A 24,265-nucleotide genomic window follows, 5' to 3' on the forward strand; every position below is an offset into this window, starting at 1 on the left:
CGCACATGGACGGACGTGAGGGTTCCGCGGTTCTCACCCCTGAACTGGCTCAGGAGATCGCCTGCGACATCGGCAGGATCATCGGTTTCAATGTGCTGATCACCGACCGGGAGTCGGTGGTGATCGGCTGCGGGGACCGGGAGCGGCTCGGCACGGTCCACGAGGCGTCGTCCGAAGTGCTGCGCACCCGGCGGGCCGCCACGCACAGCGCGGGGCAGGCGGAGCGGCTGCGCGGGGTACGGCCCGGCATCAGCCTGCCGATCCGGGTGGGCGCCGAGGCGGTGGGCACGGTCTGCCTGACCGGCGAACCCGAGGAGGTGCACCGGTTCGGTCTGGTGGTGCAGCGGCAGACCGAGATCCTGCTGGAGGAGGCGGCGCTGCTGCGCTCCCGGCTGCTGCACGAGCGGGCGGTGGACGACTTCGTACGGGACGTCGCGCTGTACGACCCGGAGGTGGTGGACGCGGAGACCGTGGAGGGGCGCGCCACGGAACTGGGGCTCGATGTCCGGCTCGCGCGGACGGCGGTGCTGCTCGACGCGCGGCCCGCGCCGTCCGCCCGGCCGACGACGGCCGGCGCTCCCCCGCCCCCGGTGTCCCGGATGTCGCTGCTGCGCACGGTGCGCGAGGAGTTCCACGGCGGCCAGGACGTGGCCGGGGAGATCGCCGCCGGGCGCTATGCCGTCCTGCATCCCTCGCCGGGGTGCCCCTCGCCGGCGGCCCGGTCCGCGCTGCTGGAACGGTGCGCTCTCCTGGTGGAGCTGGTGCGCGAGCGGCACGGGGTGGACGCCCGGATGGCGGTCGGTGAGCCGGGGGCAGGCGCGGCGGGGATGAGCGGTTCGTACCGCGACGCGGCGGCGGCCCTGCGGATCGGCCCCGCGCTGGACCCGGCCGCCCGGGTCTTCGCCGCCGCGGAGCTGCGGATACCGCGGCTGGTGGCCTCGGCCGTACGGCAGGAGCGGATCCGCTATACGGGGTCCGTGCTCGGCGCGGTACGGGAGCGCGCGGACTGGCCGGTGCTGCGGGAGACGCTGATCGCCTGGGGCGAGGGCGGATTCCAGCTGGTCCGCACGGCGGAGCGGCTGGGCGTGCACCGCAACACGCTGCTCTACCGGCTGGAGAAGATCGAACGGCTGTCGGGGCAACCGGTCAGGGAGCCGACGACGGCCCTCGCCCTGTACCTGGCCTGCCTGGCGGACCTGCTGGACGCGCCCCGCTAGGCCGTAGCAGTACGCGTCCGCACACCTCGCCTGCGCCCCCGTTGCCCCGTGGAAGTGATACGTACCGGCGGCCGGGCGGTAGGGATTGCTCATGCGTGCCGCGAGCCCGACAACTGAGACAGAAATTTGGCACCCAGTGCCTTGCCAGGTGTCACGGGGTGCCATACGTTGGAGGTGTCCGGCTGTCCCCGCAGGCGTATCCCGCCCGCGCCCCGGACGCCTGCGTCACAGGCACCCGCACCTCCGCGCCCCCGATCAGCACGGTCCGCCGGCGTACCCGCCGGACCCGCCGCATCGGCACCGCCCCTCCACCGCAGTCACGCACGCGACCCTCGCACTCGGATCCCCGCCCGGATCCCCGCTTCGCCGGAGGCACCACCGTGAAGGACATCCTGGACGCGATCCAGTCGCCGGACGCCGTGTCCGCCGACTTCGCCGCACTGCCCCTGCCCGCCTCGTACCGCGCGGTGACCGTGCACAAGGACGAGACGGACATGTTCGCGGGTCTGGCCACCCGGGAGAAGGACCCCCGCGCCTCGCTCCACCTCGACGAGGTGCCGGTGCCCGAACTCGGCCCGGGCGAGGCACTGGTGGCCGTCATGGCCAGTTCGGTCAACTACAACTCCGTCTGGACCTCGATCTTCGAGCCCGTGCCGACCTTCGGTTTCCTGGAGCGGTACGGCAGGCTCAGCGACCTCACCAGGCGGCACGACCTGCCGTACCACGTCATCGGCTCCGATCTGGCGGGCGTCGTCCTGCGGACCGGACCCGGCGTCAACGCCTGGCGGCCCGGGGACGAAGTGGTCGCGCACTGCCTCTCCGTCGAGCTGGAGTCGTCCGACGGGCACAACGACACGATGCTCGACCCGGAGCAGCGGATCTGGGGGTTCGAGACCAACTTCGGCGGCCTCGCGGAGCTGGCGCTGGTGAAATCCAACCAGCTCATGCCCAAGCCCCAGCATCTGAGCTGGGAGGAGGCGGCGGCACCCGGGCTGGTCAACTCGACCGCGTACCGCCAGCTCGTCTCCCGCAACGGCGCCGGGATGAAGCAGGGCGACAACGTGCTGATCTGGGGCGCGAGCGGGGGGCTCGGTTCGTATGCCACCCAGTTCGCGCTCGCGGGCGGGGCGAACCCGGTCTGTGTGGTGTCCAGCGGCCACAAGGCCGAGCTGTGCCGGCGGATGGGCGCCGAGGCGGTCATCGACAGGTCCGCCGAGGGGTACCGGTTCTGGAAGGACGAGGAGCACCAGGACCCGCGCGAGTGGAAGCGGTTCGGCAAGCGCATCCGCGAGCTGACCGGCGGCGAGGACGTGGACATCGTCTTCGAGCACCCGGGGCGCGAGACGTTCGGCGCCAGCGTGTACGTCACCCGCAAGGGCGGCACGATCGTCACCTGCGCCTCCACCTCCGGCTACACCCACGAGTACGACAACCGCTATCTGTGGATGTCCCTCAAGCGGATCGTCGGCTCGCACTTCGCCAACTACCGCGAGGCGTGGGAGGCGAACCGGCTCGTCGCCAGAGGGAAGATCCACCCGACCCTGTCGAAGGTGTACGCGCTGGAGGAGACCGGCCAGGCCGCGTACGACGTGCACAGCAACCGCCACCAGGGCAAGGTCGGCGTGCTGGCGCTGGCGCCGCGCGAGGGCCTGGGCGTGCGCGACGAGGAGCTGAGGGCCCGCCATCTCGACGCCATCAACCGCTTCCGGGACCTGTGACCCGCCCCCTGTCCGCGCACCCGGCCGCCCGACCGGCCGCCCGACCCCCCCGAGGGGGCCCACATGATCGATCGTCACAAGGACCGGCCCTGGCTCATGCGGACGTACGCCGGTCACTCGACCGCCGAGGCGTCCAACGAGCTGTACCGGCGCAATCTCGCCAAGGGCCAGACCGGCCTGTCCGTCGCCTTCGACCTGCCGACGCAGACCGGCTACGACCCGGACCATGTCCTCGCGCGCGGCGAGGTCGGCCGGGTCGGGGTGCCGGTCGCGCACCTCGGTGACATGCGCCGGCTCTTCCAGGACATCCCCCTGGAGCGCACCAACACGTCGATGACCATCAACGCCACCGCCATGTGGCTGCTGGCGCTCTACCAGGTGGTCGCGGAGGAGCAGGGCGCGGATCCCGCCGGGCTCCAGGGCACCACGCAGAACGACATCGTCAAGGAGTACCTGTCGCGCGGGACGCATGTCTTCCCGCCGGCGCCCAGTCTGCGGCTGACCACGGACATGATCACGTACACGGTGAACCACCTGCCCCGGTGGAACCCCGTCAACATCTGCAGCTACCACCTCCAGGAGGCCGGGGCGACCCCGGTCCAGGAGATCGCGTACGCCATGTCCACCGCGATCGCCGTGCTCGACGCGGTGTTCGCGTCGGAACGGATCCCCGAGGAGCGCAGGGGGGATGTCGTCGGACGGATCTCCTTCTTCGTCAACGCGGGCGTGCGCTTCGTCGAGGAGATGTGCAAGATGCGGGCCTTCTCCCGCATCTGGGACCGGATCACGCGGGAGCGGTACGGCATCGAGGACGCCAAGCAGCGCCGCTTCCGCTACGGCGTCCAGGTCAACTCCCTGGGACTGACCGAGGCCCAGCCGGAGAACAACGTCCAGCGGATCGTGCTGGAGATGCTGGCCGTCACGCTCTCCAAGGACGCCCGCGCCCGCGCCGTACAGCTCCCGGCCTGGAACGAGGCGCTGGGGCTGCCGCGCCCCTGGGACCAGCAGTGGTCGCTCCGTATCCAGCAGGTGCTCGCGCACGAGAGCGACCTGCTGGAGTACGGAGACCTCTTCGACGGCTCGCACGTCGTCGAGGCCAAGGTCGCCGAGCTGGTCGAGGGGGCCCTCGCGGAGATGGACCGGATCGAGGAGATGGGCGGCGCGCTGGCGGCCGTCGAGTCCGGCTACCTCAAGTCGCGGCTGGTCGCCGCGCACGCGGAGCGCCGGGCGCGGATCGAGTCCGGCGAGGAGCGGATCGTCGGCGTCAACTGCTACGAGGCCACCGAGCCCAGCCCGCTCACCGCGGATCTCGACACGGCGGTCATGACGGTCGACCCGGCGAACGAGGCCCGGGTGGTGGCGGCCCTGGACGCCTGGCGCGACGCGCGGGACGAGACCCGGGCCACCGACGCGCTGGCCGCCCTGAAGAAGGCCGCCGCCTCCACCGAGAACCTGATGGCCGCGACCCTGGTGTGCGCCCGCGCCGGGGTGACGACCGGCGAGTGGTCCTGGGCGCTGCGCGACGTGTTCGGCGAGTACCGCGCGCCCACGGGGGTGGGCGGGGCGCCGCTCACGGTGAGCGCCGAGCCGGGCACACCGCTCGCCGCCGTACGGGAGAAGGCGGCCCGTACCGCCGGGGAACTGGGCGCGGGGCGGCTGCGGCTGCTGGTCGGCAAGCCCGGTCTGGACGGGCACTCCAACGGGGCGGAGCAGATCGCCGTACGCGCCAGGGACGCCGGCTTCGAGGTGGTCTACCAGGGCATCCGGCTGACGCCCGAGCAGATCGTCGCCGCCGCGCTCGCGGAGGACGTGCACTGTGTGGGCCTGTCGATCCTGTCGGGCTCGCACGCCGCGCTCGTGCCGGACGTGCTCGCGCGGCTGCGCGCGGCCGGCGCGGGCGAGCTCCCGGTGATCGTCGGCGGGATCATCCCGAACGCCGACGCCGAGGCGCTGCGGGCGGCCGGTGTGGCCGCCGTCTTCACCCCGAAGGACTTCGGGATCACGGAGATCATCGGCCGTATCGTCGACGAGATCCGGCAAGCCAACAGACTCGACCCCTTGGAGGTCCGCCCATGACCGCGCCCGCCACCCCCGGGATCCCCGCGCCCTCCCCGTCCGGGAGCCCCGCGCCGGGGAGCCCCGCCCGGAACCGGCTGCGTCCGCGCCGCTCCTGTCTCGCCGTACCGGGCTCCAACCCGCGCTTCCTGGAGAAGGCGCAGGGGCTCCCGGCCGACCAGGTCTTCCTCGATCTGGAGGACGCGTGCGCGCCGCTCGCCAAGGAGGGCGCCCGGCACACCATCGTCGACGCGCTCAACAAGGGCGACTGGACGGGCAAGACGCGCGTCGTACGGGTCAACGACTGGACGACGCACTGGACGTACCGCGACGTCATCACGGTGGTGGAGGGCGCGGGGCAGAATCTCGACTGTCTGATGCTGCCGAAGGTCCAGGACGCCCAGCAGGTCGTCGCCCTCGATCTGCTGCTCACCCAGATCGAGCGGACGATGGGGTTCGAGGTCGGCAGGATCGGCATCGAGGCGCAGATCGAGAACGCCAAGGGGCTGGTGAACGTCGACGCGATCGCCGCCGCCTCGCCCCGGCTGGAGACGATCGTCTTCGGCCCCGCCGACTTCATGGCCTCGATCAGCATGAAGACGCTGGTGGTCGGGGAGCAGCCGCCCGGCTACGGCGCGGACGCCTACCACTACATTCTGATGCGGATTCTGATGGCGGCCCGTACCTACGATCTCCAGGCTATTGACGGTCCGTACCTTCAGATCCGCGATGTGGACGGGTACCGCGAGGTGGCGCGCCGGGCGGCGGCGCTGGGTTACGACGGCAAGTGGGTGCTGCACCCCGGCCAGATCGAGGCGTCCAACGAGATCTTCTCGCCCTCTCAGGAGGACTACGACCACGCGGAGCTGATCCTCGACGCGTACGAGTGGCACACCTCGGCGGCGGGCGGCGCGAAGGGCTCGGCCATGCTCGGCGACGAGATGATCGACGAGGCCAGCCGGAAGATGGCGCTGGTGATCTCGGGCAAGGGCCGGGCCGCGGGGATGCGGCGTACCACCAGCTTCGAAGCGCCGGAGGGCTGAGCGATGCAGTTCGGACGCACCTTCGAGGAGTTCGAGGTCGGCGCGGTCTACAAGCACTGGCCCGGCAAGACGGTCACGGAGTACGACGACCATCTGTTCTGCCTGCTCACCATGAACCACCATCCGCTGCACCTGGACAGCAACTACGCCGAGAACACGACGGACTTCGGGAAGAACGTCGTCGTCGGCAATTACGTCTACTCGCTGCTGCTGGGCATGTCGGTGCCGGACGTGTCGGGCAAGGCCATCGCCAATCTGGAGGTGGAGTCGCTGAAGCATGTGGCGCCCACCTTCCACGGAGACACGCTGTACGGCGAGACGCTGGTGCTGGACAAGACGCCGTCGAGGTCCCGGAGCGACCGGGGTGTCGTGTACGTGGAGACCAAGGGCTACAACCAGGACGGCACGGTCGTCTGTGTCTTCCGCCGCAAGGTCATGGTCCCGACGGAGAGCTACGTCAAGGAACGCGGCGGCGAACAGCCGGGCCGCCCAGAGCCGCAGGAGAAGTGACGTCATGAGCCGACTCGCCCAGACCGCGGGACTGACCGAGATCCAGCGGGAGATCCTGGCCACCGTGCGGGACTTCGTCGACAAGGAGATCCTGCCGGTCGCCACGGAACTGGAGCACCGCGACGAGTACCCGACCCGGATCGTGGAGGGCCTGCGGGAACTGGGGCTGTTCGGGCTGATGATCCCCGAGGAGTACGGCGGTCTCGGCGAGTCGCTGCTCACCTACGCGCTCTGCGTGGAGGAGATCGCCCGGGGGTGGATGTCCGTGTCGGGCATCATCAACACCCACTTCATCGTGGCGTACCTGCTCAAGCAGCACGGCACGGAGGAACAGAAGGAGGCGTTCCTGCCCCGGATGGCCGAGGGCACCGTGCGTGGCGCGTTCTCGATGTCGGAGCCCGGGCTCGGCTCGGACGTCTCCGCGATCACCTCGAAGGGGGTCAGGGACGGGGACGCGTACGTACTGAACGGCCAGAAGATGTGGCTGACCAACGGCGGCACGTCGAACCTGGTCGCCGTGTTGTGCCGGACGGACGAGGGCCACCCGGAGGGCACGGCTCCGCACCGGTCGATGACCACGTTCCTGGTGGAGAAGGAGCCGGGCTTCGGTGAGGTACGGCCGGGGCTCACCGTCCCCGGGAAGATCGACAAGATGGGGTACAAGGGCGTCGACACCACCGAGCTGATCATGGACGGAGTACGCATTCCGGCCAATCGGGTCCTCGGCGGGGCCACCGGCCGAGGGTTTTACCAAATGATGGACGGGGTCGAGGTGGGCCGGGTGAATGTCGCGGCGCGTGGTTGCGGCGTCGCTCAGCGCGCCTTCGAGCTGGGTGTCGCCTATGCCCAGCAGCGTCACACTTTCGGCAAGCCCATCGCCCAGCACCAGGCGATTCAGTTCAAGCTGGCCGAGATGGCTACCAAAGTCGAGGCGGCCCATGCCATGATGGTCAACGCGGCACGCAAAAAGGACTCCGGGGAACGAAACGACCTGGAGGCAGGGATGGCGAAGTACCTCGCCTCCGAATACTGCAAGGAAGTCGTCGAGGACGCCTTCCGGATCCACGGCGGTTACGGCTTCTCCAAGGAGTACGAGATCGAGCGCCTCTACCGCGAGGCACCGATGCTGCTGATCGGCGAGGGTACCGCCGAGATCCAGAAAATGATCATCGGGCGCCGGCTGCTGGAGGAGTACCGATTCCAGGGTTAATTATCGGCTTTGATCCACTTTGGTGGCGAAGAAAATCACACCCTGTGGTGCTCTCCCGCACGCTTCAAGCCGCCCGACTCGGCTTCTGGCTTGCTCAGTTGCGGCTTGTAACCAGTACCATCGCTGAAAAGCCGCCGTCCCCCGTTGCCAGCGCGGCATCATCCGCTACGAAGGTCATCCATGCCCCACAGCCAAACCTCTGCACCACGCGGTCGTGTCCGCATCGCTCGCGGAGCATCGCCGTGGCTTCTCCCGACCGTCGCCACCGCGGCGATCGGACTGGCCCGCGCGCGCAGCTCCAAGCGTGCGGCAGTCCTCGCTGTGCCCGCCACCGCGCTCGCGGCGGGCATGCTGTGGTTCTTCAGAGACCCGGAGCGCGAGATCACGCAGGGCCGGGTCATCTCCCCGGCCGACGGTGTGGTGCAGAGCATCATGCCGTGGAAGGACGGGCGCACGCGGGTCGCCATCTTCATGAGCCCGCTGAACGTTCATGTCAACCGCGCTCCCCTCGCGGGAACCGTGACGTCCGTGGAGCACGTCCCCGGAGGGTTCGTCCCGGCGTTCAACAAGGAGAGCGAGAACAACGAGCGCGTCGTCTGGCACTTCGACACCGAGCTGGGTGACATCGAGATGGTGCAGATCGCCGGCGCGGTGGCCCGGCGCATCGTCCCGTACCTGCCCCAGGGGACCAAGGTGGAGCAGGGCGAGCGCATCGGCCTGATCCGCTTCGGCTCGCGCGTCGACATCTACCTTCCGGAAGGTGTCGAGGTCGCCGTCGAGGTCGGCCAGACCACGACCGCAGGGGTGACTCGAATTGACCGTGATTGATCCCGACACACAAGCAGGGTGGGCCGCGGAGGCCGAGGCGGAGGCCGAGGACGACGCGGAGGACATGCCGCTCTCACTGCGGCTGTCGATAGCCGACACCCTCACGCTCGGTAACGCCACCTGCGGCTTCATGGCGGTCTACTTCACGACGACCGGCATCCTGATCCCGCACCTCACGGGCAGCGACGAGAGCGGCATGGCGCGGCACTCCGCCGCGACCGCCGTGATCCTCATGCTCGCGGCGGCGATCTTCGACCTGTTCGACGGGCTCGTGGCGCGCAAGCTGCGCAGCTCCCCGATGGGCGCGGAGCTGGACAACCTCTCCGACCTGATCAGCTTCGGTCTTGCTCCGGCCTATTTCGTACTGGTGTACGGAATGGTCGCGGACGACGCGCATCAACGGGTCTCGGCGCTGGCCGCGGTCGTGGTGCTGCTGGCCGTCGTGCTACGGCTGGCGAGATTCTCCTGCGTGACGATGAAGGACGGCATGTTCCAGGGGATGCCGTCCCCGTTCGGGGCACTGACGGTCGTCTCGATCGTCCTGCTGGAGCTGCCCTTCGTACCGACGACGCTCGCGATCGTCGGCGTGGCGTGGCTGATGGTGAGCCGGGTCGAGTACCCGAAGCCGCGGGGTGTCCTCGCGGTGGCCATGCTCAGCTGGATCGTGGCCGCGATGGGGCTGCTGGCGGCCTGGGCGTTCGACGCACCCGGCGGCCAGTTGCTGCTCCAGACGGGCTGCGCGCTCCAGGTGGTGACGGGCGCGGTGATCCCGCTCTTCGCCACGGCACGGCGGGTGAACACCTTCCGCGGCAACCGCCGCGAGGCGCGGGCGGCGCAGCTCCCGTAGCGGACACGCGGACGGCACAAGGGAAGGGCCCGGGCGGACAGCGCCCGGGCCCTTCCCTTGTACGGGTCCCTTTGTGCGGGCCCTTTGCACGGGCCCTCTGGCCCTTTGTACGGGGTCCCTTTGTACGGGTGTACGGGGTCCTTGTACGGGGTCCCTGTACGGGGTCCTTGTGCCGCTCAGCTCTCAGCTCGCTCAGCTCAGGAAGTCGCGGGCGATGTCCGTCGCCAGGCGTTCCAGCAGCGGGCCCGCCTGCGCCATGCAGCGCGCCGGGTCCGGTTCCAGGGCGGTGAGGGCGTAGGCGCGGGCGATCCCGGCCCGGTCCAGCGCCTCCGGGGGCAGGGCCAGCCGGCCGCAGACCGCGATGGTCTCGACGCCCTGCGCGCGGGCCGCCGCCGCGACGCCCGCGGGCGCCTTGCCGTGCAGCGTCTGCTCGTCGAGCGAGCCCTCCCCCGTGATCACCAGGGTGGCCCTTGCCAGGGCCGGGGCGAAGCCCAGCACGTCGAGCATCACCTCGATGCCGGGGCGGAAGCCGGCGCCGAGGCCGACGAGCGCGCCGTAGCCGATGCCGCCCGCCGCGCCCGCCCCGGGCGAGAGCGCGAGAGCCGCGGCCCGGGGGCCGACGGCCGCGGCCAGCACCGTGGCGTAGTGGGCGAGGGCCGCGTCGAGGACGGCGATGTCCTCGGGGCCCGCGCCCTTCTGCGGCCCGTAGACGGCGGGGGCACCCTGGGGGCCGGTCAGCGGGTTGTCGACATCGCTGGCGAGGACGATCTCCGTACGGCCGAGCCGGGCGTCCAGACCGGAGAGGTCGGCGGTGGCCAGCTCCCGCAGTCCGCCGCCGCCCGGGCCGACGGGCTTGCCGTCCGCGTCCAGGAAGCGCGCGCCGAGCGCCGCGAGCATCCCCGCCCCGCCGTCGGTGGTGGCGCTGCCGCCCACGCCGAAGACGACGGTCCGCGCGCCCGCGTCGAGCGCGGCGCGCAGCAGTTCGCCGGAGCCGTACGTCGTGGCGGTGAGGGGGGCGAAGACACCTTCGGGAAGATGCTGGAGCCCCGACGCCTCGGCCATCTCGATGACGGCCGTGCCGTCCCGCAGGGCGTAGGCCGCGGTGACCGGGGCTCCCAGGGGCCCGGTCACCCGTGTCTCGTACCGCTCGAAACCGGCCGCCACGGCCGCCGCGACCGTGCCGTCGCCGCCGTCCGCGACGGGCAGCGTCTCCACCGACACGTCGGGGGCGACCCGCCGGAGCCCGGCCGTCACCCGCTCGGCGACCTGCGTCGCCGTGAGCGATCCTTTGAACTTGTCCGCCGCGATCAGTACCCGCGCGGTCGTGGACACCGCTCCGTCCGTCACTATGCATCCCTTACGTTCGAACAGGCAGTCGCGCCGGTCCGACCCTATCCGTACCCGTGGATTCTGCACAGAAGCGGCGGCACGCGCGGAGGGGGCGGTGGCGGTGTTCCCAGGGCGGTGGGTGTTCAGCGGCCCGCGGTCACCGGAGCTCCGTCCTCCTGCCGGTCGGCCCGCGTCGGCTCCGCGCCCTCGATGTCCAGGTCGGGCAGGAGCCGGTCGAGCCACCGGGGCAGCCACCAGGTGCCCCGGCCGACCAGGGTCAGGACGGCCGGCACCAGCGTCATGCGGACGAGGAACGCGTCGGCCATGATGCCCACGGCGAGACCGAAGGCGATCGGCTTGAGCGTGAGATCGTCTGCGGTGACGAAGCTCGCGAACACCGCGAACATGATCAGCGCCGCGGCGGTGACCACCCGCGAGGCGTGCCGCGAGCCCGCGATCACCGACGCGTGGTGCCGGCCGGTGTGGACGAACTCCTCCCTCATCCGGGAGACGAGGAAGACCTCGTAGTCCATCGCCAGGCCGAAGAGCACGGCGATCAGGATGACCGGCAGGAAGCTGAAGACCGGGCCCGGGGTCGGCACGCCGACGGGACCGGCGAGCCAGCCCCACTGGAAGACGGCGACGACCGCGCCGAACGCCGCGCCCACCGAGAGCAGGAATCCGAAGGCCGCCTTGAGCGGGACGACGATCGAGCGGAAGACCAGCAGCAGGAGGACGAGCGCCAGTCCGACCACGACGGACGCGAAGGGCACCAGGGACGCGCGCAGCCGGTCGGAGACGTCGATCGCGGCCGCGGTGGAGCCGGTGACCAGGATCTCGGAGTCCGTCTCCGCGGCCAGCCGTGGGCTCTCGGCACGGATGTCCCGGACGAGTCCCTCCGTACGCTCGTCGCGCGGGCCGGCCTTCGGGACCACGGCGAGAATCGCCGTCCGGCCGTCCTCGCCGACCTGGGGCGCGCCGATGGAGACCACCTCGGGCAGGTCCAGCCGCGCCAGGCCGGCCGCCACCTCTGCGGCGGCCGGGGCAGGGTCGCCGTCCGCGCTCCGTACGAGGACCAGCAGCCGGCCGTTGCGGCCCGGGCCGAAGGCGTCGGAGATCAGGTCGTACGCCTGGCGCTGGGTCGACCCGGGCGGGGCCGTGCCGTTGTCGGGCATGGCCAGGGCGAGTTGGGAGGTCGGGACTGCCATGGCGCCGAGCCCGATGACGACGGCGAGCACGGTGACGAGCGGCCTGCGGGTGACCAGCCGGGCCCAGCGCTCGCCGGCGGGACGCCGACGGTCGCGGCCCCCGGCGCCCCCGGCGTCCTCGCCATCCCCGGCACTCTCGCGGCGCTCGGCCCGCGAGCCGCGCTTCGGCCGCAGCCGCGACCCCGCGAAGCCGAACAGGGCGGGCAGCAGGGTGATCGCCACCAGCACCGCCATCAGTACGGTGCCGGCGGCGGCCAGCCCCATGACGCTCAGGAACGGGATGCCGACGACGGACAGCCCGGAGAGCGCGATGATCACGGTGAGTCCCGCGAAGACCACGGCGCCGCCCGCGGTGCCGGTGGCCCGGGCGGCGGACTCTTCCGCGTCCATACCGCCCGCCAGCTGTGTACGGTGCCGGGACAGGATGAGGAGGGCGTAGTCGATGCCCACCGCGAGTCCGACCATCAGTGCCAGGCTCGGCGCCGTGGAGGAGACGGTGGCGAGGTGCGACACCAGCAGCACTCCGGCGAGCCCGGCGGCCAGCCCGGTCAGCGCGGTGAGCAGCGGCAGTCCGGCGGCGAGCAGCGAGCCGAAGGTGAGGACGAGCACGAGGACCGCCACACCGAGGCCGATCACCTCGCCGATGCCCACGGCCAGCCCGGCGGCGCTGTAGATGGTCCCGCCTACCTCGGTCCTGAGACCGTCGGCGCGTGCCGAACCCGCGATCCCCTCCAGGGCGGTGACGCTGGAGTCCTCCAGCGCGTCCCGCTTGACCGGGTAGAGCACCTGCGCGAGCGCGGTGCGCCGGTCGGCGGAGACGGACCGTGCTTCGAACGGGTCGACGGTGCTCTCCACCTGGGGTGCCTGCGCGGCCTCCCGTACGGTCCGCAGGATGACGGCGCGTAAGCCGGGGTCGTCGACGGTCGCCCCCTCGGGGGCGCGGAAGACGAGCTGCGCCGTGACGCCGGTGGCGGCGGGCTGCGACTTCTCCAGTAGGTCGATGCCTTTCTGCGACGGGGAGCCGGGGATGGTGGCCTCGCTGTCGAGACGCGAGCCGAAGCCGGCCAGACCGCCGATCGTCAGCGCGATCAGGAGCAGCCAGCCGGTGAGAAAGCCGACCCGGTGACGGAACGCGGTCCGGCCGAGCGAGTGGAGCAGGGTGGACATGGTCGGGTCCTTCAGCCGTCGGAACGTTGTGAGGGGTTCGAGTGGTCCCCCGCGTGGTCGGCGCACGGGGCACGGCCGGAGGGACAGGAAGGCGCGGTGGCGGGGGCGTACGGGTCGATCAGCGCGGTGAGGACCGCGGCGAGCGCCTCCTCGACGGCGTCGGCGCCTATCCCCTCCGGGTCGGCGACGCACTCGTTCGAGAGGCCGTTGCACAGGCAGTGCAGGATCAGTGCGGCCAGCTCGGGCCGGACGGCCGGGCGTACGCCGGTGCGTTCGACGACGGCCGCGATCGAGCGGGCCGCGGTGGCGCGCTGGGTCCGGCGCAGCGGGGTCAGTACGGCCCTGGTCCCCTCGTCCCGGGCGGCACGGGCCGCGAACTCCAGGCCGAGCCGGCCGCGTCCGGCGTCGTTGACGATGCGGTGCGCGACCGTCCGGGCGGCCAGGGTGACCGCCGCGGCCGGTTCGTCGGCGTCGCCGATCGCCGTCATGACGGCGGCGAACTCGCTGTCGGCGCCATCGCCGAGGATGGCGCCGAAGAGTTCCTGCTTGCCGGCGAAGTTCGAGTAGACGGCGCCCTTGGTGAAGCCCGCGGCGTTGGCGATGTCCTCCAACCTGCTGTCGGCGTAACCGTGTTCGGCGAAGGAGCGGGCGGCGGCCGTCAGCAGCCGTCGGCGGACCTCGTCACGCGGGACGCGTGGGACCGGGCCCTCGTGCGTGGCGCTGGAAGAAGCGTCAGCTGGAGAAGGGTCCGTAGGAACGGGGCCGGTACGAGGAGGTGCGGGATACCGGGGGTATTCGATACCCGCGGTACCGTGCTGCGGCGGGACTCCGCCGGACGGGGAGCGCATGGTGATTCTCCTTGGGTGCGTGGAACCGCGGTGACGCGGGAGTCACCGGAATCGCGGAAGGCGCGGAAGCCACGGGAGGTACGGGGACACAGCCGAGCGTGGCCACCGGGTGGCCGGGCCCGGGGTTCGCGCCGACCGGGTGGACTTGTCACGCTACGGAGGAGGCGACCCGCCTTCGATCCGGCCCGCCCCCGGCACGATGCGGGGGTTGTCCCCCCGGTCCGAGAATCTGTCCCCGGATCTGTCACCGGGTCTGTCACCGGATCTGCCTCCGCGCCCTGGCCCGGATCCGCCGCCGGAGTTGACTTTCACGTTGCCTGAACCTCGACAATCACCGCCATGGACAGCACTACAGGCTCCACCCCGGTGGACATCTCGATCGGCCTCTTCCAACCCGAGCTGCTGAGCATCAGCGCCTTCGCCCGGCGCGTCGGCCTCGCACCGAGCGCCCTGCGCTTCTACGACGACTGCGGCGTCCTGGTCCCCGCCCAGGTCGACGCCACCACCGGCTACCGCTCCTACAGCCTCGACCAGGAGATGCGGGCGCGGGTGCTGCGGAGCCTGCGGGAGGCGGGGCTGCCGCTCGCGGAGGTCATGGTCGTCCTCGACGGCGACCCGGACTCGGCCCGTTCGGTGCTGGAGCGGCACCGCAGCACCGTACGGCAGAAGTCGCGGACGGCCGACGCCACGATCGCGGCCGTGCTGCGCTCCCTGCCCGGCCAGGAGAGCGCGGACGGCGCGACCGGGGACGGGGACGGGACCGAGCCGGTCACACGCGTACGGCTCGGCGGGGCCGAACTGGCCGGTGCCGTACGGCAGGTGGGCACGGCGGTCGGCGACGACCCCGACCATCCCGTCCTCGGCCGGGTCCTCGTCGAGATCGACGACAGCGAGGTCCGGCTGGTCGCCACCGACCGCTACCGCCTCTCGACCCGGGTCCTGAAGCCGGTGGTCGCGGTGGAGGGACCGGAGCGTCAGGTGCTGTTGGACGCGGAGCCGTTGGCCGAGGCGGGCGCCTGGGCGGCAGGGTGCTCGGCGGTGACCGTCGAGATCGGCGCGGACGTGGCCCGGATATCCGACGCGGACGGTTCCGGCTCCCGTGAACTGACCCTGTGGGACGGCGAGTTCCCCGCGTACCGCGACATGCTTGCCGAACTGCCCAAGACCCGCCACCGGTTGATCGTCGACCGGTCGGCGCTGCTCGCCGCCGTCACGGCACACGGCGAGACGGGTGCTCCGGCCGACGGCACGGACGCGCCGGTGATCGCCCTGCGGCTCGGCGAGGACGACGTACACATCTCCCCGGCGCGGCCCGAGGCCCTGGACGACGCGCCGCCCGGGTCCACCACCCTGCGGGCGCTCCGTATCGGCGAACTGCCCCTGCGGATCGGCTTCGACCCCGCCGTACTCGCCCCGGCACTCGACGCCAGCGTCGGCCCCGACGTCCTGCTGGAGATCTCCGACGTGACCCGGCCGGTCGTGGTGCGCTCGGCGGACCAGGGCAGCTTCACCACCCTCGTCATGCCCGTCGCGCTCACCGCCACTCCGGAGGACTGACAGGCCGTCGGCGAAGGCAGCCGCTGCGGGGGCGGCAGCCGGGCCGGGGTGACGGTCCGTCCGGGCCGCGCCGCGCGTTCATTCCGCGTTGGTCCCCCGTGCACGCCCTCGCGCCATCATCCTGGTGTCCCACCGGAGTCCCACGACCCCCTGGAGGCATCATGCGAAGGCAGACACGCGGCCGGCTCACGGCGGTCCTGTTCACGTCCGCGCTCGTCGGGTCGGCCGTCGTGGCCGGCGGGGGCGCGGCCCATGCCGAGGATGGGGCGGGGGCCTCCGCCGTACGGAGGGCAGCGGCCTCCGCCGTACCGAAGGCGGCCGACCTCCCGGCCCTGCCGGTGTCGGTGGACGGCGGTGCCTGGGAGTCGGGGCATCTTCAGGGCACGGCCGTCGACCGCAGCAAGGGAGTGATGTACTTCTCCTTCACCAACCTGCTGGTGAAGACGGATCTGAGCGGCAGGCCGCTGGGTTCCGTCACGGGCTTCACCGGCCACCTCGGCGACCTCGACTTCAACACGGCCGACGGCCGGGTGTACGGCTCCCTGGAGTACAAGGCGGCGAAGGCGTTCTACATCGCCGTCTTCGACGGGGACCGCATCGACCGGATGAACATGGACGCCGCGTCCACGGGCGTGGTCTCCACCGTCCATCTCGACGAGGTCGTGAAGGACTACACGGCCGACATGAACGGCGACGGCGTCTTCGACGGCGACACCGCCGACACCCCCGACCACCGCTACGGCTGCAGCGGCATCGACGGCGTCGCCTTCGGCTCCTCCTTCGACGGGCGGGGCGGCCTCAAGCTCACCGTCGCGTACGGGATCTACTCCAACACCGCCCGGCAGGACAACGACCATCAGGTCCTGCTCCAGTACGACGTCCGCGCGTGGAAGCAGTACGAGCGCCCGCTGACCGAGGACGCCCCGCACACCTCGGGCCCGCCGGCGCCGGACGGCAAGTACTTCGCGTACACCGGCAACACCACGTACGGCGTGCAGAACCTGGAGTACGACGCGCGCAGCGGCAACTGGCTGATGGCCGTCTACAAGGGCAAGAAGACCGCGTTCCCCAACTACTCCCTCTTCGCCGTCGACGGTTCCAAGCGCGCGGTGCAGGGGCCCGTGCGCGGTCAAAAGCAGGCAGAGCGCGGAAAGTTGCTGTCGCTGCTGCCGCGCGGGCTGCACCACGCGGCGTCCGGTATGTACGGCTGGGAGTCGGCCGGGCAGTACGGGCTGATCGCGCTGGACGACGGCCGCTACTACGTCGCCGAGGCCGGTACCGTCCAGTCGGGCGGGGTGACCCGGCAGACGGGCCGGGTGGTCCTGCACCGCTGGACGGGGCTGACACCGGACCCGTTCACGCGGGTGACCTCGTAGTCCCTTCGCCGCTGTCCGGCCCGGCGCCTGCGATCGGATCATGACTCTCGTCGCGATCCTCAGCGGCGCCGGGATCTCCACCGACTCCGGCATCCCCGACTACCGCGGACCGAACGGCCTGTGGCGGCGCGACCCCGGTGCCGGGTCGAGGCGGGCGAGGCGGACCCGCCGTGCCGTGCGTGCGGCGGGATCCTCAAGTCCGCGACGGTGATGTTCGGCGAGCGGCTCGGCCCGGAGGTGCCGGCGCAGGCCTTGGCGATCGCCAAGGCGTGCGAGGTGTTCCTCGCGGTGGGCACGACTCTGCAGGTGCAGCCGGCGGCCTCACTGGCGGGGCCGGCCGCGGACCACGGCGCGCGGCTCGTCGTGGTCAACGCCGAGGCGACGCCGTACGACGAACGGGCGGACCGGATCGTCCGCGAGCCGATCGGTACGGCGCTGCCCGCGCTGCTCGCGGAGTTCCACGGCGGCTGAACCGAACGGACCGGGCCACGAAGGCTCCGGACCGGACCGGACCGGACCGGGCGGCGGCTCCACGGACCGGACCCGCGCGCGCCTCACCACAGCGCGTCGGTCACCGCGCCCCCGCCGGCCGCCGGGGCGCCCTCGAAGGCGAGGAGGCGCTGCTTGCGGCTCAGTCCGCCGCCGTACCCGGTGAGGCTCCCGGTGGATCCGATGACCCGGTGGCAGGGGACGATGATGCTGATCGGATTCTTGCCGTTGGCCAGTCCGACCGCCCGCGAGGCGCCCGGCTTGCCGAGTTCTTCGGCGAGTTCACCGTACGAACGGGTCTCGCCGTACGGGATCCGCAGCAGCTGCTCCCACACCTGGCGTTGGAACGGAGTGCCGCGCAGGGTGAACGGCACGTCGAACGCGGTCAGTTCACCGTCGAAGTAGGCGGTGAGCTGGCGCACGGTCTCCGTGAACGGGCCGGGGTCCGGGGCGCCGAAGGACTCCTCGGGCGGGCGGTGGCGCTGTTCGTGCATGTAGAGGCCGCTCAGGGCGCCGTCGGTGGCGACGAGGGTCAGCGGTCCGTACGGGCTGTCGATCACGGTGTGTACGACACGAACGGCCTGAGCGGGGCCGGCCGCGGTGGCGGCCGAGCGGGTGTTCTCCGTAGTCATGATGTACTCAACTCCCTTATCAGGGCAGATGGTTGATGGCGTGGTCCTCGGTGGCCCACAGATACTGCACGGCGTACGCGCGCCAGGGCCGCCAGGCGGTGGCCCGCGCCGTCAGCGCGGCGGGCGTCGACGGCAGCCCGAGACCCGCGGCGGCCCGGCGGATCCCGAGGTCCGTGGGGAGGAACGCGTCGGGGTCGCCGAGCGCGCGCATGAGAATCACCTCCACCGTCCACGGTCCGAAGCCCGGCAGCGCGGTGAGCCGGGCCCGCGCCTCCTCCCAGTCGCTGTCGGCGCCGAGCCGCAGCGTCCCGTCGGCGAGCGCCGCGACCAGCGTGGTGAGCGTGGTGCGCCGGGTGCGCGGCAGGGCCAGCGCCTCCGGGTCGAGCGCGGCGAGGGCCGCGGGGGACGGGAAGAGGTACGTGAGGCCGCCCTCCGGGTCCTCGACCGGCTCGCCGTGCGCCCTGACCAGCCGGGCCGCGTGCGTCCGGGCGGCGGCGGTGGAGACCTGCTGGCCGAGTACGGCGCGTACGGCGAACTCGGCGGCGTCCACGGTACGGGGCACCCGCCGCCCGGGCGCCTTGTCGACCAGCGGGGTGAGCAGCGGGTCGGCGCGCAGTTGACCGTCGACGGCGACGGGGTCGGCGTCGAGGTCGAGCATCCGGCGGCAGCCGCTGATGGCGACCGTGAGATCGCGCGGGTCGGTGAGGGAGAGCCGGCAGGCGATGTGGTCGGGGCGCGGGGTGAGGGCGACGATGCCGTGCCCGTACGGGAGGGAGAGCGTACGGCGGTAGGCGCCGTCCCGCCACTCCTCGACGCCGGGGACGGCGGTGGCGGCGAGGTGGCCGAAGAGGTTGTCCGGGTTGAGGGGCGCGCGGAAGGGCAGGCGCAGACAGATCACCCCGGGGGTTCGGGCCCGCTCGGGGTTGCCGGCCCGCTCCTGGCGGATGCCTGTGTCCGGTGAGGTGTCGGGGATACGCGCAGTGCGCTCGGCACGGGCGCGCAGCTCGCTCGGTGAGAGCGCGAACACCTCTCGTACGGTGTCGTTGAACGCCCGGATCGAGGCGAACCCGGCGGCGAACGCGACCTCGGCCATCGGCAGTCCGGTCGTCTCGACGAGCAGCCGCGCGGTCTGCGCCCGCTGGGCGCGGGCGAGGGCGAGCGGGCCCGCGCCCAGCTCGGCGAGGAGCTGGCGCTCGATCTGGCGGGCGGAGTAGCCGAGGCGCGCGGCGAGACCCGGCACGCCCTCGCGGTCCACGACCCCGTCCTGGATCAGCCGCATGGCGCGGGCGACGGTGTCGGCGCGGGCGTTCCACTCCGGCGAGCCGGGGCTGGTGTCGGGCCTGCACCGCTTGCAGGCCCGGAATCCGGCCTGCTGGCAGGCGGCAGCGCTCGGGTAGAAGGTCATGTTCTCGGCCTTCGGCGGCACCACGGGGCAGCTCGGCCGGCAGTAGATCCGGGTGGTCAGGACCGCGGTGAAGAACCAGCCGTCGAACCGTGCGTCCTTGGACCTGACGGCCCGGACGCAGCGCTCCGTGTCGGCGTGCATCGCGAGGTGCGTGGCGGTGTGCATGGGTCAAGCATCGAGCATCCGGAGGGGCCCGGCTGGCAGGAAAACGACATCAAGGTCCGGCGCGGTACACGGCCCGGGCACCGCCCCGCACGCCGTCCGGACACCCTCCGGACGCAGCCCGAACGCGGACCCGCGCACCGCCCGGACACCGCCCGGACGCTGCCCGCACACCGCCTGCACGGAAGCCGCAATCAAGCAAAGGGGCGCGCCAGAAGAAAAATTCTTCGGCTTGTTTCCCACCCTGACTCGAAATCCTTCTGTGAAGCGATCGTGAATTCGCCTTCATATCCTTCCGGCCGCACGCCGCTGACCACGCCATTCACCCACCGGCCGGTCTCCCGCGAAAGAAACGCCCGATGACCGAATCGACCTCTTGACCATTCCTTGGGGCAGAAACGAGACTCGCAAGCGGCACTCATACATCAAGAGTCACAGCCGAGAGTCGCAGCTAAAGCGTCACAGCCAAGAGCGCAGCGCATGATCACGCGGATGACCGCGCGGATGACCAACGCGAACGGCCATGCGGATGACCATGCGAAACAGGTACCGCTATCGCATGGGGGTGTGACGGGGGAACGCAGGAAGTGCGCACGCATGTGCATTTTAATGGGACGCACGCGCGCCGTACCTTCACCTTTCCTCCTCATCTCATCTCTTGATGCGCGAAGGGAATGGAGGGGGAATGCCGTCGCACATGGGCTATCCCGGCGTATACATCGAAGAACTCCCCAGCAGCGTCCGTACCATCGCGTCGGTCACCACGTCGGTGACCGCGTTCGTGGGTCACACCCGCCGGGGTCCGCTCCACCAGCCGGTGCGGGTCACCAGCTTCGCCGACTTCGAGCGCCGCTTCGGGGGGCTCACCTCCCGCAGCGCCGTCGGCCACGCCGTGCACCAGTTCTTCGGCAACGGCGGGACGGTCGCGGTGATCGTGCGGGTGGCCAAGGCCGGCACCGGCAAGGAGGCGTGCGTCACGCTCAACTCCACCGAGGGGAAGAGCGAATGCCCCGTGCTGGAGGTGCACGCCAAGGAGCCCGGCGGCTGGGGCTCGCGGCTGCGGGTGGCGGTCGACCACGACACGCCCACCCCGGACCGTACGTTCAACCTCCAGGTCCTCGACGCGCGCGGCGGGGCCCGCGAGTCCTTCACCGGGCTGTCGATGGATCCCGGTCACGGGCGGTTCGTGGAGACGGTCGTCAACAGCGGCTCCGCCCTCGTCCGGGTCAAGGCCGTCGACCGGGACCGGCCGGACCCCTCCGGCACCGTCTCGAAGCCCTTCGCGGCCAAACTCCCCGATCTCAAGGTCGAACTGAAGGTCAAGATCGGCGACGTGGAGCGCGAGTTCACTCTCCACGACCCGCATCACGACGGTGAAGCGCCTTCCAGCGTCGCGGAGTTGGCGCTGCTGCTGGAGCGCAAGCTGCGCGCGCTGCCCGACGCGCCCGGCAAGCACACGTACGCCGGCGTCCAGGTCACCCCGTTCGGCCGGCGGATCCAGGTCGTCGCCGGCTCCATCGACCCCGCCGACGTGGTGCGCTTCATCGGCGAGTGCGCCAACGACCTCGGCCTTGAGGGGTCCGTCAACCCGCCCGCGTTCGCCCTGGAGGGCGGCGAGGACGGCGACCCGCCCGGCCCGCGCGACCTCATCGGCAGTGAGGCGGGCAAGACCGGCATCCAGGCGCTGCGCGATGTCGACGACGTCAACCTGCTGGTCCTGCCCGAGCTTTCGGCGTACGAGTCCACCGACGACATGGTCACCGTGGTCTCCGCCGCCGGGCAGCTCTGCCAGGAGCGCCGGATCTTCCTGCTCGTGGACTCGCCCTCCGCCTGGGGCAGTGTGGACGCGGCACGGGCCGGGATCGGCGCCTTCGACGCCGTACGCGGCGATCACGCGGCGCTGTACTTCCCGCACGTACAGCTCACGGACCCGCTGACCGGACGGCTGCGCGCCTTCCCGCCGTCGGGCGCGGTGGCCGGGGTCATCGCCCGGATCGACAGCGAGCGCGGCGTGTGGAAGGCGCCGGCCGGCACCGAGGCGCGGCTGGCCGGGGTGCGGTCGCTCACGGTCAAGCTGAGCGACCGGGAGAACGGCCTGCTGAACCCCCTCGGTGTGAACTGCCTGCGCACGTTCCCGGTGGTCGGACCGCTGGTGTGGGGGGCCAGGACGCTGGCGGGCGCCGACGCGCTCGACAGCGAGTGGAAGTACGTACCGGTGCGGCGGCTCGCGCTGCATGTCGAGGAGTCCCTGTACCGCGGTCTCCAGTGGGTCGTCTTCGAGCCCAACACCGAGCAGTTGTGGCAGCAGATCCGGCTGAAGGCGTCGGCGTACCTCAACGACCTCTTCCGGCAGGGCGCGTTCAAGGGCGGCACACCGCGCGAGGCGTACTTCGTCAAGTGCGACAAGGACACCACCACCGAGGCCGATATCGACAACGGGGTGGTCAACGTCGTGATCGGCATCGCGCCGGTCAAGCCCGCGGAGTTCGTGATCGTCAAGATCCAGCAGGTCGCGGGGCAGTTCGACCTTTCCTGACCAGGCCGAGGAACAAGGAAACGCAAAGGAAACCGATGGCTGAGTTCCAGATCAACGCCCATCGTTTTGACCCCTACAAGAATTTCAAGTTCCTGGTTCTCTGGGACGGTCGAACGGTCGCGGGCGTCAGCAAGATCAGTCCACTGAAGCGCACCACCGAGGTGGTCAAACACCGCCACGGCGGCGACCCCAGTTCTCCGCGCAAATCGCCGGGCCGCTCCGAATTCGAGGGGGTCACGCTGGAACGCGGCGTCACCCACGACCCGGAGTTCGACCGCTGGGCCAACAAGGTCTGGCAGGTCGGAGCCGGACTCGGCGCCGAGGTGTCGCTCCGCGACTTCCGCAAGGACATCATCATCCAGGTCCTCAACGAGGCCGGTCAGGTGGCGGTCTCGCACAAGCTCTACCGGGCCTGGGTGAGCGAATACCAGGTACTCGGCGAACTGGACGCGAACGCGAACGCCGTCGCGATCCAGAGCGTGAAGCTCGAATGCGAGGGCTGGGAACGGGACTACGAGGTGGAGGAGCCGGTGGAGCCGTCCTTCACCCATCCGGCCTAGACGCCTCATTCCCCCGACCCGGATCCTGACACGGAGGACTGAGGGATGACGCCGACGGGCCCCGGCGAGCTGCTCGCCACCTGGGAGGCCGGACTGGCACAGCACGGCGCGGGAAGGTCGCTGCTGCTGCACCGGGCGGCCCGCCCGGGTGCCGCCACCGACACCCTGCTGTCGCTGCCCGTCGGGGAGCGGGAGGCGGATCTGTTCGCGCTGCGCCGGGCCCTGTTCGGCGAGCGCATGCAGGTACGTGCCGAGTGCGGCGCCTGCGGGGCGGCCATGGAGTTCGACCTCGACGCGACGGCGTTCGGCGCCCGGGGGCCGGGCCGGGCCGGTCCACTGCGAGTGACGGAGGGCGAGTGGGTGGTCGAGTTCCGGCTGCCCACCGTCGCCGACCTCGCGGCGGCCGGCGCCGCGGCCGATGCGGCGGAAGCCCGCCGGCTGCTGGTGGCGCGCTGCACGGTCTCGGCCGTACGGGACGGGGCGGCCGCGCCGCCGGAGCGGCTGACCGAGCTCCTGCCGGCCGGCGTCCAGCGGCGGCTGGCCGAGGCCGCGGCGGAGGCCGACCCGGCCGCCGAGGTGACCCTGAACGTGAGCTGTCCCGAGTGCGGTGGGGCCACCGCCGCCGAGCTGGACATCTCTTCCTATCTGTGGGCGGAACTCGACACCTGGGCAAGGGACTTGCTCCTCGACGTTCATCTGCTCGCCACCGCCTACGGGTGGAGCGAGCCGGAGATCCTGGCGCTCAGCCCGCTGCGGCGCCGTTACTACCTGGAGCTGTGCGCGGATGTCTGACTACTTCGACCGGCTGCTCGCCCGGTACACACCGGTGGCCGCGGCCGACGGCGCCGGGAGCGGGGACACCGGCTCGCCGGGGGGTGCTCCCGGGGTGACCCGGGTACGGCCCCGGCTGCCCGGCCCGTTCGAACGCGTCGAGGCGCTGCGTACGGCGCCGCCGGAACCCGACGCGCCCGCTTCCCTGATCCCGACGGCTCCCCAACCGGCTTTCGGGAACGTCGAGTTGGTGCGGCACGAGCGCGAGGTGCGCACGGACCGGCACACGGTCGTACGGACCGGGGCCGCGCGCGCCGAAGAGGCGGCGGGGTGGCCGGACCCGGCCGCCGGTCCCTTCCCCGACGCGGGGACGGAGCGGGCCGCGGTGCGGCCGCCCCTGCAACCCGCTGCCGGACCCCGCAGGGGGGCCGCCGACGGCTCGCGCCCGTCGCGCCACCCGGCGGAGGCCGACGCCTTCCCCGCGCCGCGGGACACCCGGGCCGCGCCCGCGTCCGGCGGGCCCGGTGCTCCGCGGGCCGCCGACACGGGCCGGGCCCGCCCGCGCGACAGCGACACGACCACCGCGCGCGGCGCCGCGCAGGGCGGGGTGGGACGCCGGGCGCCCCGGCCCGCCGAGCGCGTGGTCCACGTACAGATAGGCCGGCTGGAGGTGAGCGCGGCGCCGCCGCCCGGCGGGCCACGCCCGGCGGCCGACCGCCCAGGCCCCACCGGACGGCGCGCGCCCGCGCTGACCCTGGACGACTATCTGGCCCGTGGCGAGAGGAGGAACTGAGTTC

19 protein-coding genes and 1 pseudogene are annotated in these 24,265 nt (G+C 71.7%); 15 read left to right on the forward strand and 5 right to left on the reverse strand.

Annotation, left to right across the window (positions count from 1 at the left end):
- The first annotated feature begins 5 nt into the window (after positions 1–5).
- The 8 genes from ACFXKG_RS04750 (at position 6) to pssA (ending at position 9,428) form a co-directional block, all read left to right on the forward strand.
- Positions 6–1,217 carry a CdaR family transcriptional regulator gene (locus ACFXKG_RS04750; protein WP_384832325.1) on the forward strand — a complete coding sequence of 404 codons (1,212 nt, stop codon included), beginning with the start codon at positions 6–8 and terminating at the stop codon, positions 1,215–1,217.
- Positions 1,218–1,597: 380 nt separating this feature from the next.
- Entirely contained in the window at positions 1,598–2,935 is a 1,338-nt protein-coding gene (gene ccrA, locus ACFXKG_RS04755) for a crotonyl-CoA carboxylase/reductase (protein WP_384832328.1), read from the forward strand.
- A gap of 63 nt (positions 2,936–2,998) precedes the next feature.
- A complete protein-coding gene (locus ACFXKG_RS04760; protein ID WP_384832331.1) occupies positions 2,999–5,011 on the forward strand; it encodes a protein meaA in 2,013 nt (670 codons plus the stop codon).
- Complete coding sequence (locus ACFXKG_RS04765) at positions 5,008–6,033, forward strand: HpcH/HpaI aldolase/citrate lyase family protein (protein ID WP_384832334.1); 1,026 nt, start codon at positions 5,008–5,010, stop codon at positions 6,031–6,033. The genes ACFXKG_RS04760 and ACFXKG_RS04765 overlap by 4 nt, the downstream gene beginning before the upstream one ends.
- A gap of 3 nt (positions 6,034–6,036) precedes the next feature.
- Positions 6,037–6,543: a MaoC family dehydratase gene (locus ACFXKG_RS04770; RefSeq protein WP_384832337.1), complete on the forward strand. Its 507-nt coding sequence runs from the start codon at positions 6,037–6,039 to the stop codon at positions 6,541–6,543.
- Between the two features lie 4 nt (positions 6,544–6,547).
- Complete coding sequence (locus ACFXKG_RS04775) at positions 6,548–7,753, forward strand: acyl-CoA dehydrogenase family protein (protein ID WP_384832340.1); 1,206 nt, start codon at positions 6,548–6,550, stop codon at positions 7,751–7,753.
- Between the two features lie 180 nt (positions 7,754–7,933).
- Positions 7,934–8,581 carry a phosphatidylserine decarboxylase gene (locus ACFXKG_RS04780; protein WP_365808997.1) on the forward strand — a complete coding sequence of 216 codons (648 nt, stop codon included), beginning with the start codon at positions 7,934–7,936 and terminating at the stop codon, positions 8,579–8,581.
- Positions 8,574–9,428, forward strand: a complete 855-nt coding sequence (gene pssA, locus ACFXKG_RS04785; protein ID WP_365809140.1) for a CDP-diacylglycerol--serine O-phosphatidyltransferase — start codon at positions 8,574–8,576, stop codon at positions 9,426–9,428. Before ACFXKG_RS04780 ends, pssA begins: the two co-directional genes overlap by 8 nt.
- A 192-nt stretch (positions 9,429–9,620) precedes the next feature.
- Here pssA and ACFXKG_RS04790 read toward each other — a convergent pair whose 3' ends face one another.
- The 3 genes from ACFXKG_RS04790 to ACFXKG_RS04800 form a co-directional block, all read right to left on the reverse strand.
- Entirely contained in the window at positions 9,621–10,775 is a 1,155-nt protein-coding gene (locus ACFXKG_RS04790) for a glycerate kinase (protein WP_384832343.1), read from the reverse strand.
- Positions 10,776–10,900: 125 nt separating this feature from the next.
- Positions 10,901–13,132, reverse strand: a complete 2,232-nt coding sequence (locus ACFXKG_RS04795; protein ID WP_384832346.1) for an MMPL family transporter — start codon at positions 13,130–13,132, stop codon at positions 10,901–10,903.
- Between the two features lie 11 nt (positions 13,133–13,143).
- On the reverse strand, positions 13,144–13,980 hold the full coding sequence (locus ACFXKG_RS04800) for a TetR/AcrR family transcriptional regulator (protein ID WP_384832349.1): 837 nt from the start codon (positions 13,978–13,980) through the stop codon (positions 13,144–13,146).
- A gap of 339 nt (positions 13,981–14,319) precedes the next feature.
- Here ACFXKG_RS04800 and ACFXKG_RS04805 point away from each other — a divergent pair, with 339 nt between their 5' ends.
- From ACFXKG_RS04805 to ACFXKG_RS04815, 3 genes and pseudogenes are all read left to right on the forward strand, one after another.
- Positions 14,320–15,537 carry a MerR family transcriptional regulator gene (locus ACFXKG_RS04805; protein ID WP_384832352.1) on the forward strand — a complete coding sequence of 406 codons (1,218 nt, stop codon included), beginning with the start codon at positions 14,320–14,322 and terminating at the stop codon, positions 15,535–15,537.
- Positions 15,538–15,698: 161 nt separating this feature from the next.
- Complete coding sequence (locus ACFXKG_RS04810; RefSeq protein WP_384832355.1) at positions 15,699–16,913, forward strand: hypothetical protein; 1,215 nt, start codon at positions 15,699–15,701, stop codon at positions 16,911–16,913.
- A 40-nt stretch (positions 16,914–16,953) separates the two neighbouring features.
- Positions 16,954–17,384, forward strand: a pseudogene (locus ACFXKG_RS04815) (Sir2 family NAD-dependent protein deacetylase).
- A gap of 83 nt (positions 17,385–17,467) precedes the next feature.
- Here the strand turns inward: ACFXKG_RS04815 and ACFXKG_RS04820 are convergent.
- Together ACFXKG_RS04820 and ACFXKG_RS04825 are read right to left on the reverse strand one after the other, a co-directional pair.
- Complete coding sequence (locus ACFXKG_RS04820) at positions 17,468–18,034, reverse strand: methylated-DNA--[protein]-cysteine S-methyltransferase (protein WP_384832358.1); 567 nt, start codon at positions 18,032–18,034, stop codon at positions 17,468–17,470.
- Positions 18,035–18,053: 19 nt separating this feature from the next.
- On the reverse strand, positions 18,054–19,580 hold the full coding sequence (locus ACFXKG_RS04825; RefSeq protein WP_384832818.1) for an AlkA N-terminal domain-containing protein: 1,527 nt from the start codon (positions 19,578–19,580) through the stop codon (positions 18,054–18,056).
- Between the two features lie 706 nt (positions 19,581–20,286).
- Here ACFXKG_RS04825 and ACFXKG_RS04830 point away from each other — a divergent pair.
- From ACFXKG_RS04830 to ACFXKG_RS04845, 4 genes are read left to right on the forward strand one after another with little or no spacing between them, the layout of a single operon-like run.
- Positions 20,287–22,137, forward strand: a complete 1,851-nt coding sequence (locus tag ACFXKG_RS04830) for a phage tail sheath family protein (RefSeq protein ID WP_384832361.1) — start codon at positions 20,287–20,289, stop codon at positions 22,135–22,137.
- Positions 22,138–22,172: 35 nt separating this feature from the next.
- Complete coding sequence (locus ACFXKG_RS04835; protein WP_382885789.1) at positions 22,173–22,697, forward strand: phage tail protein; 525 nt, start codon at positions 22,173–22,175, stop codon at positions 22,695–22,697.
- 45 nt (positions 22,698–22,742) lie between these two features.
- Complete coding sequence (locus tag ACFXKG_RS04840; protein ID WP_384832364.1) at positions 22,743–23,489, forward strand: hypothetical protein; 747 nt, start codon at positions 22,743–22,745, stop codon at positions 23,487–23,489.
- Positions 23,482–24,261, forward strand: coding sequence for a hypothetical protein (locus ACFXKG_RS04845; protein WP_384832367.1), 780 nt, complete (start codon positions 23,482–23,484; stop codon positions 24,259–24,261). Before ACFXKG_RS04840 ends, ACFXKG_RS04845 begins: the two co-directional genes overlap by 8 nt.
- Positions 24,262–24,265 lie beyond the last annotated feature (4 nt).

It is taken from the genome of Streptomyces sp. NPDC059255, assembly GCF_042752355.1.
Classification (GTDB): domain Bacteria; phylum Actinomycetota; class Actinomycetes; order Streptomycetales; family Streptomycetaceae; genus Streptomyces.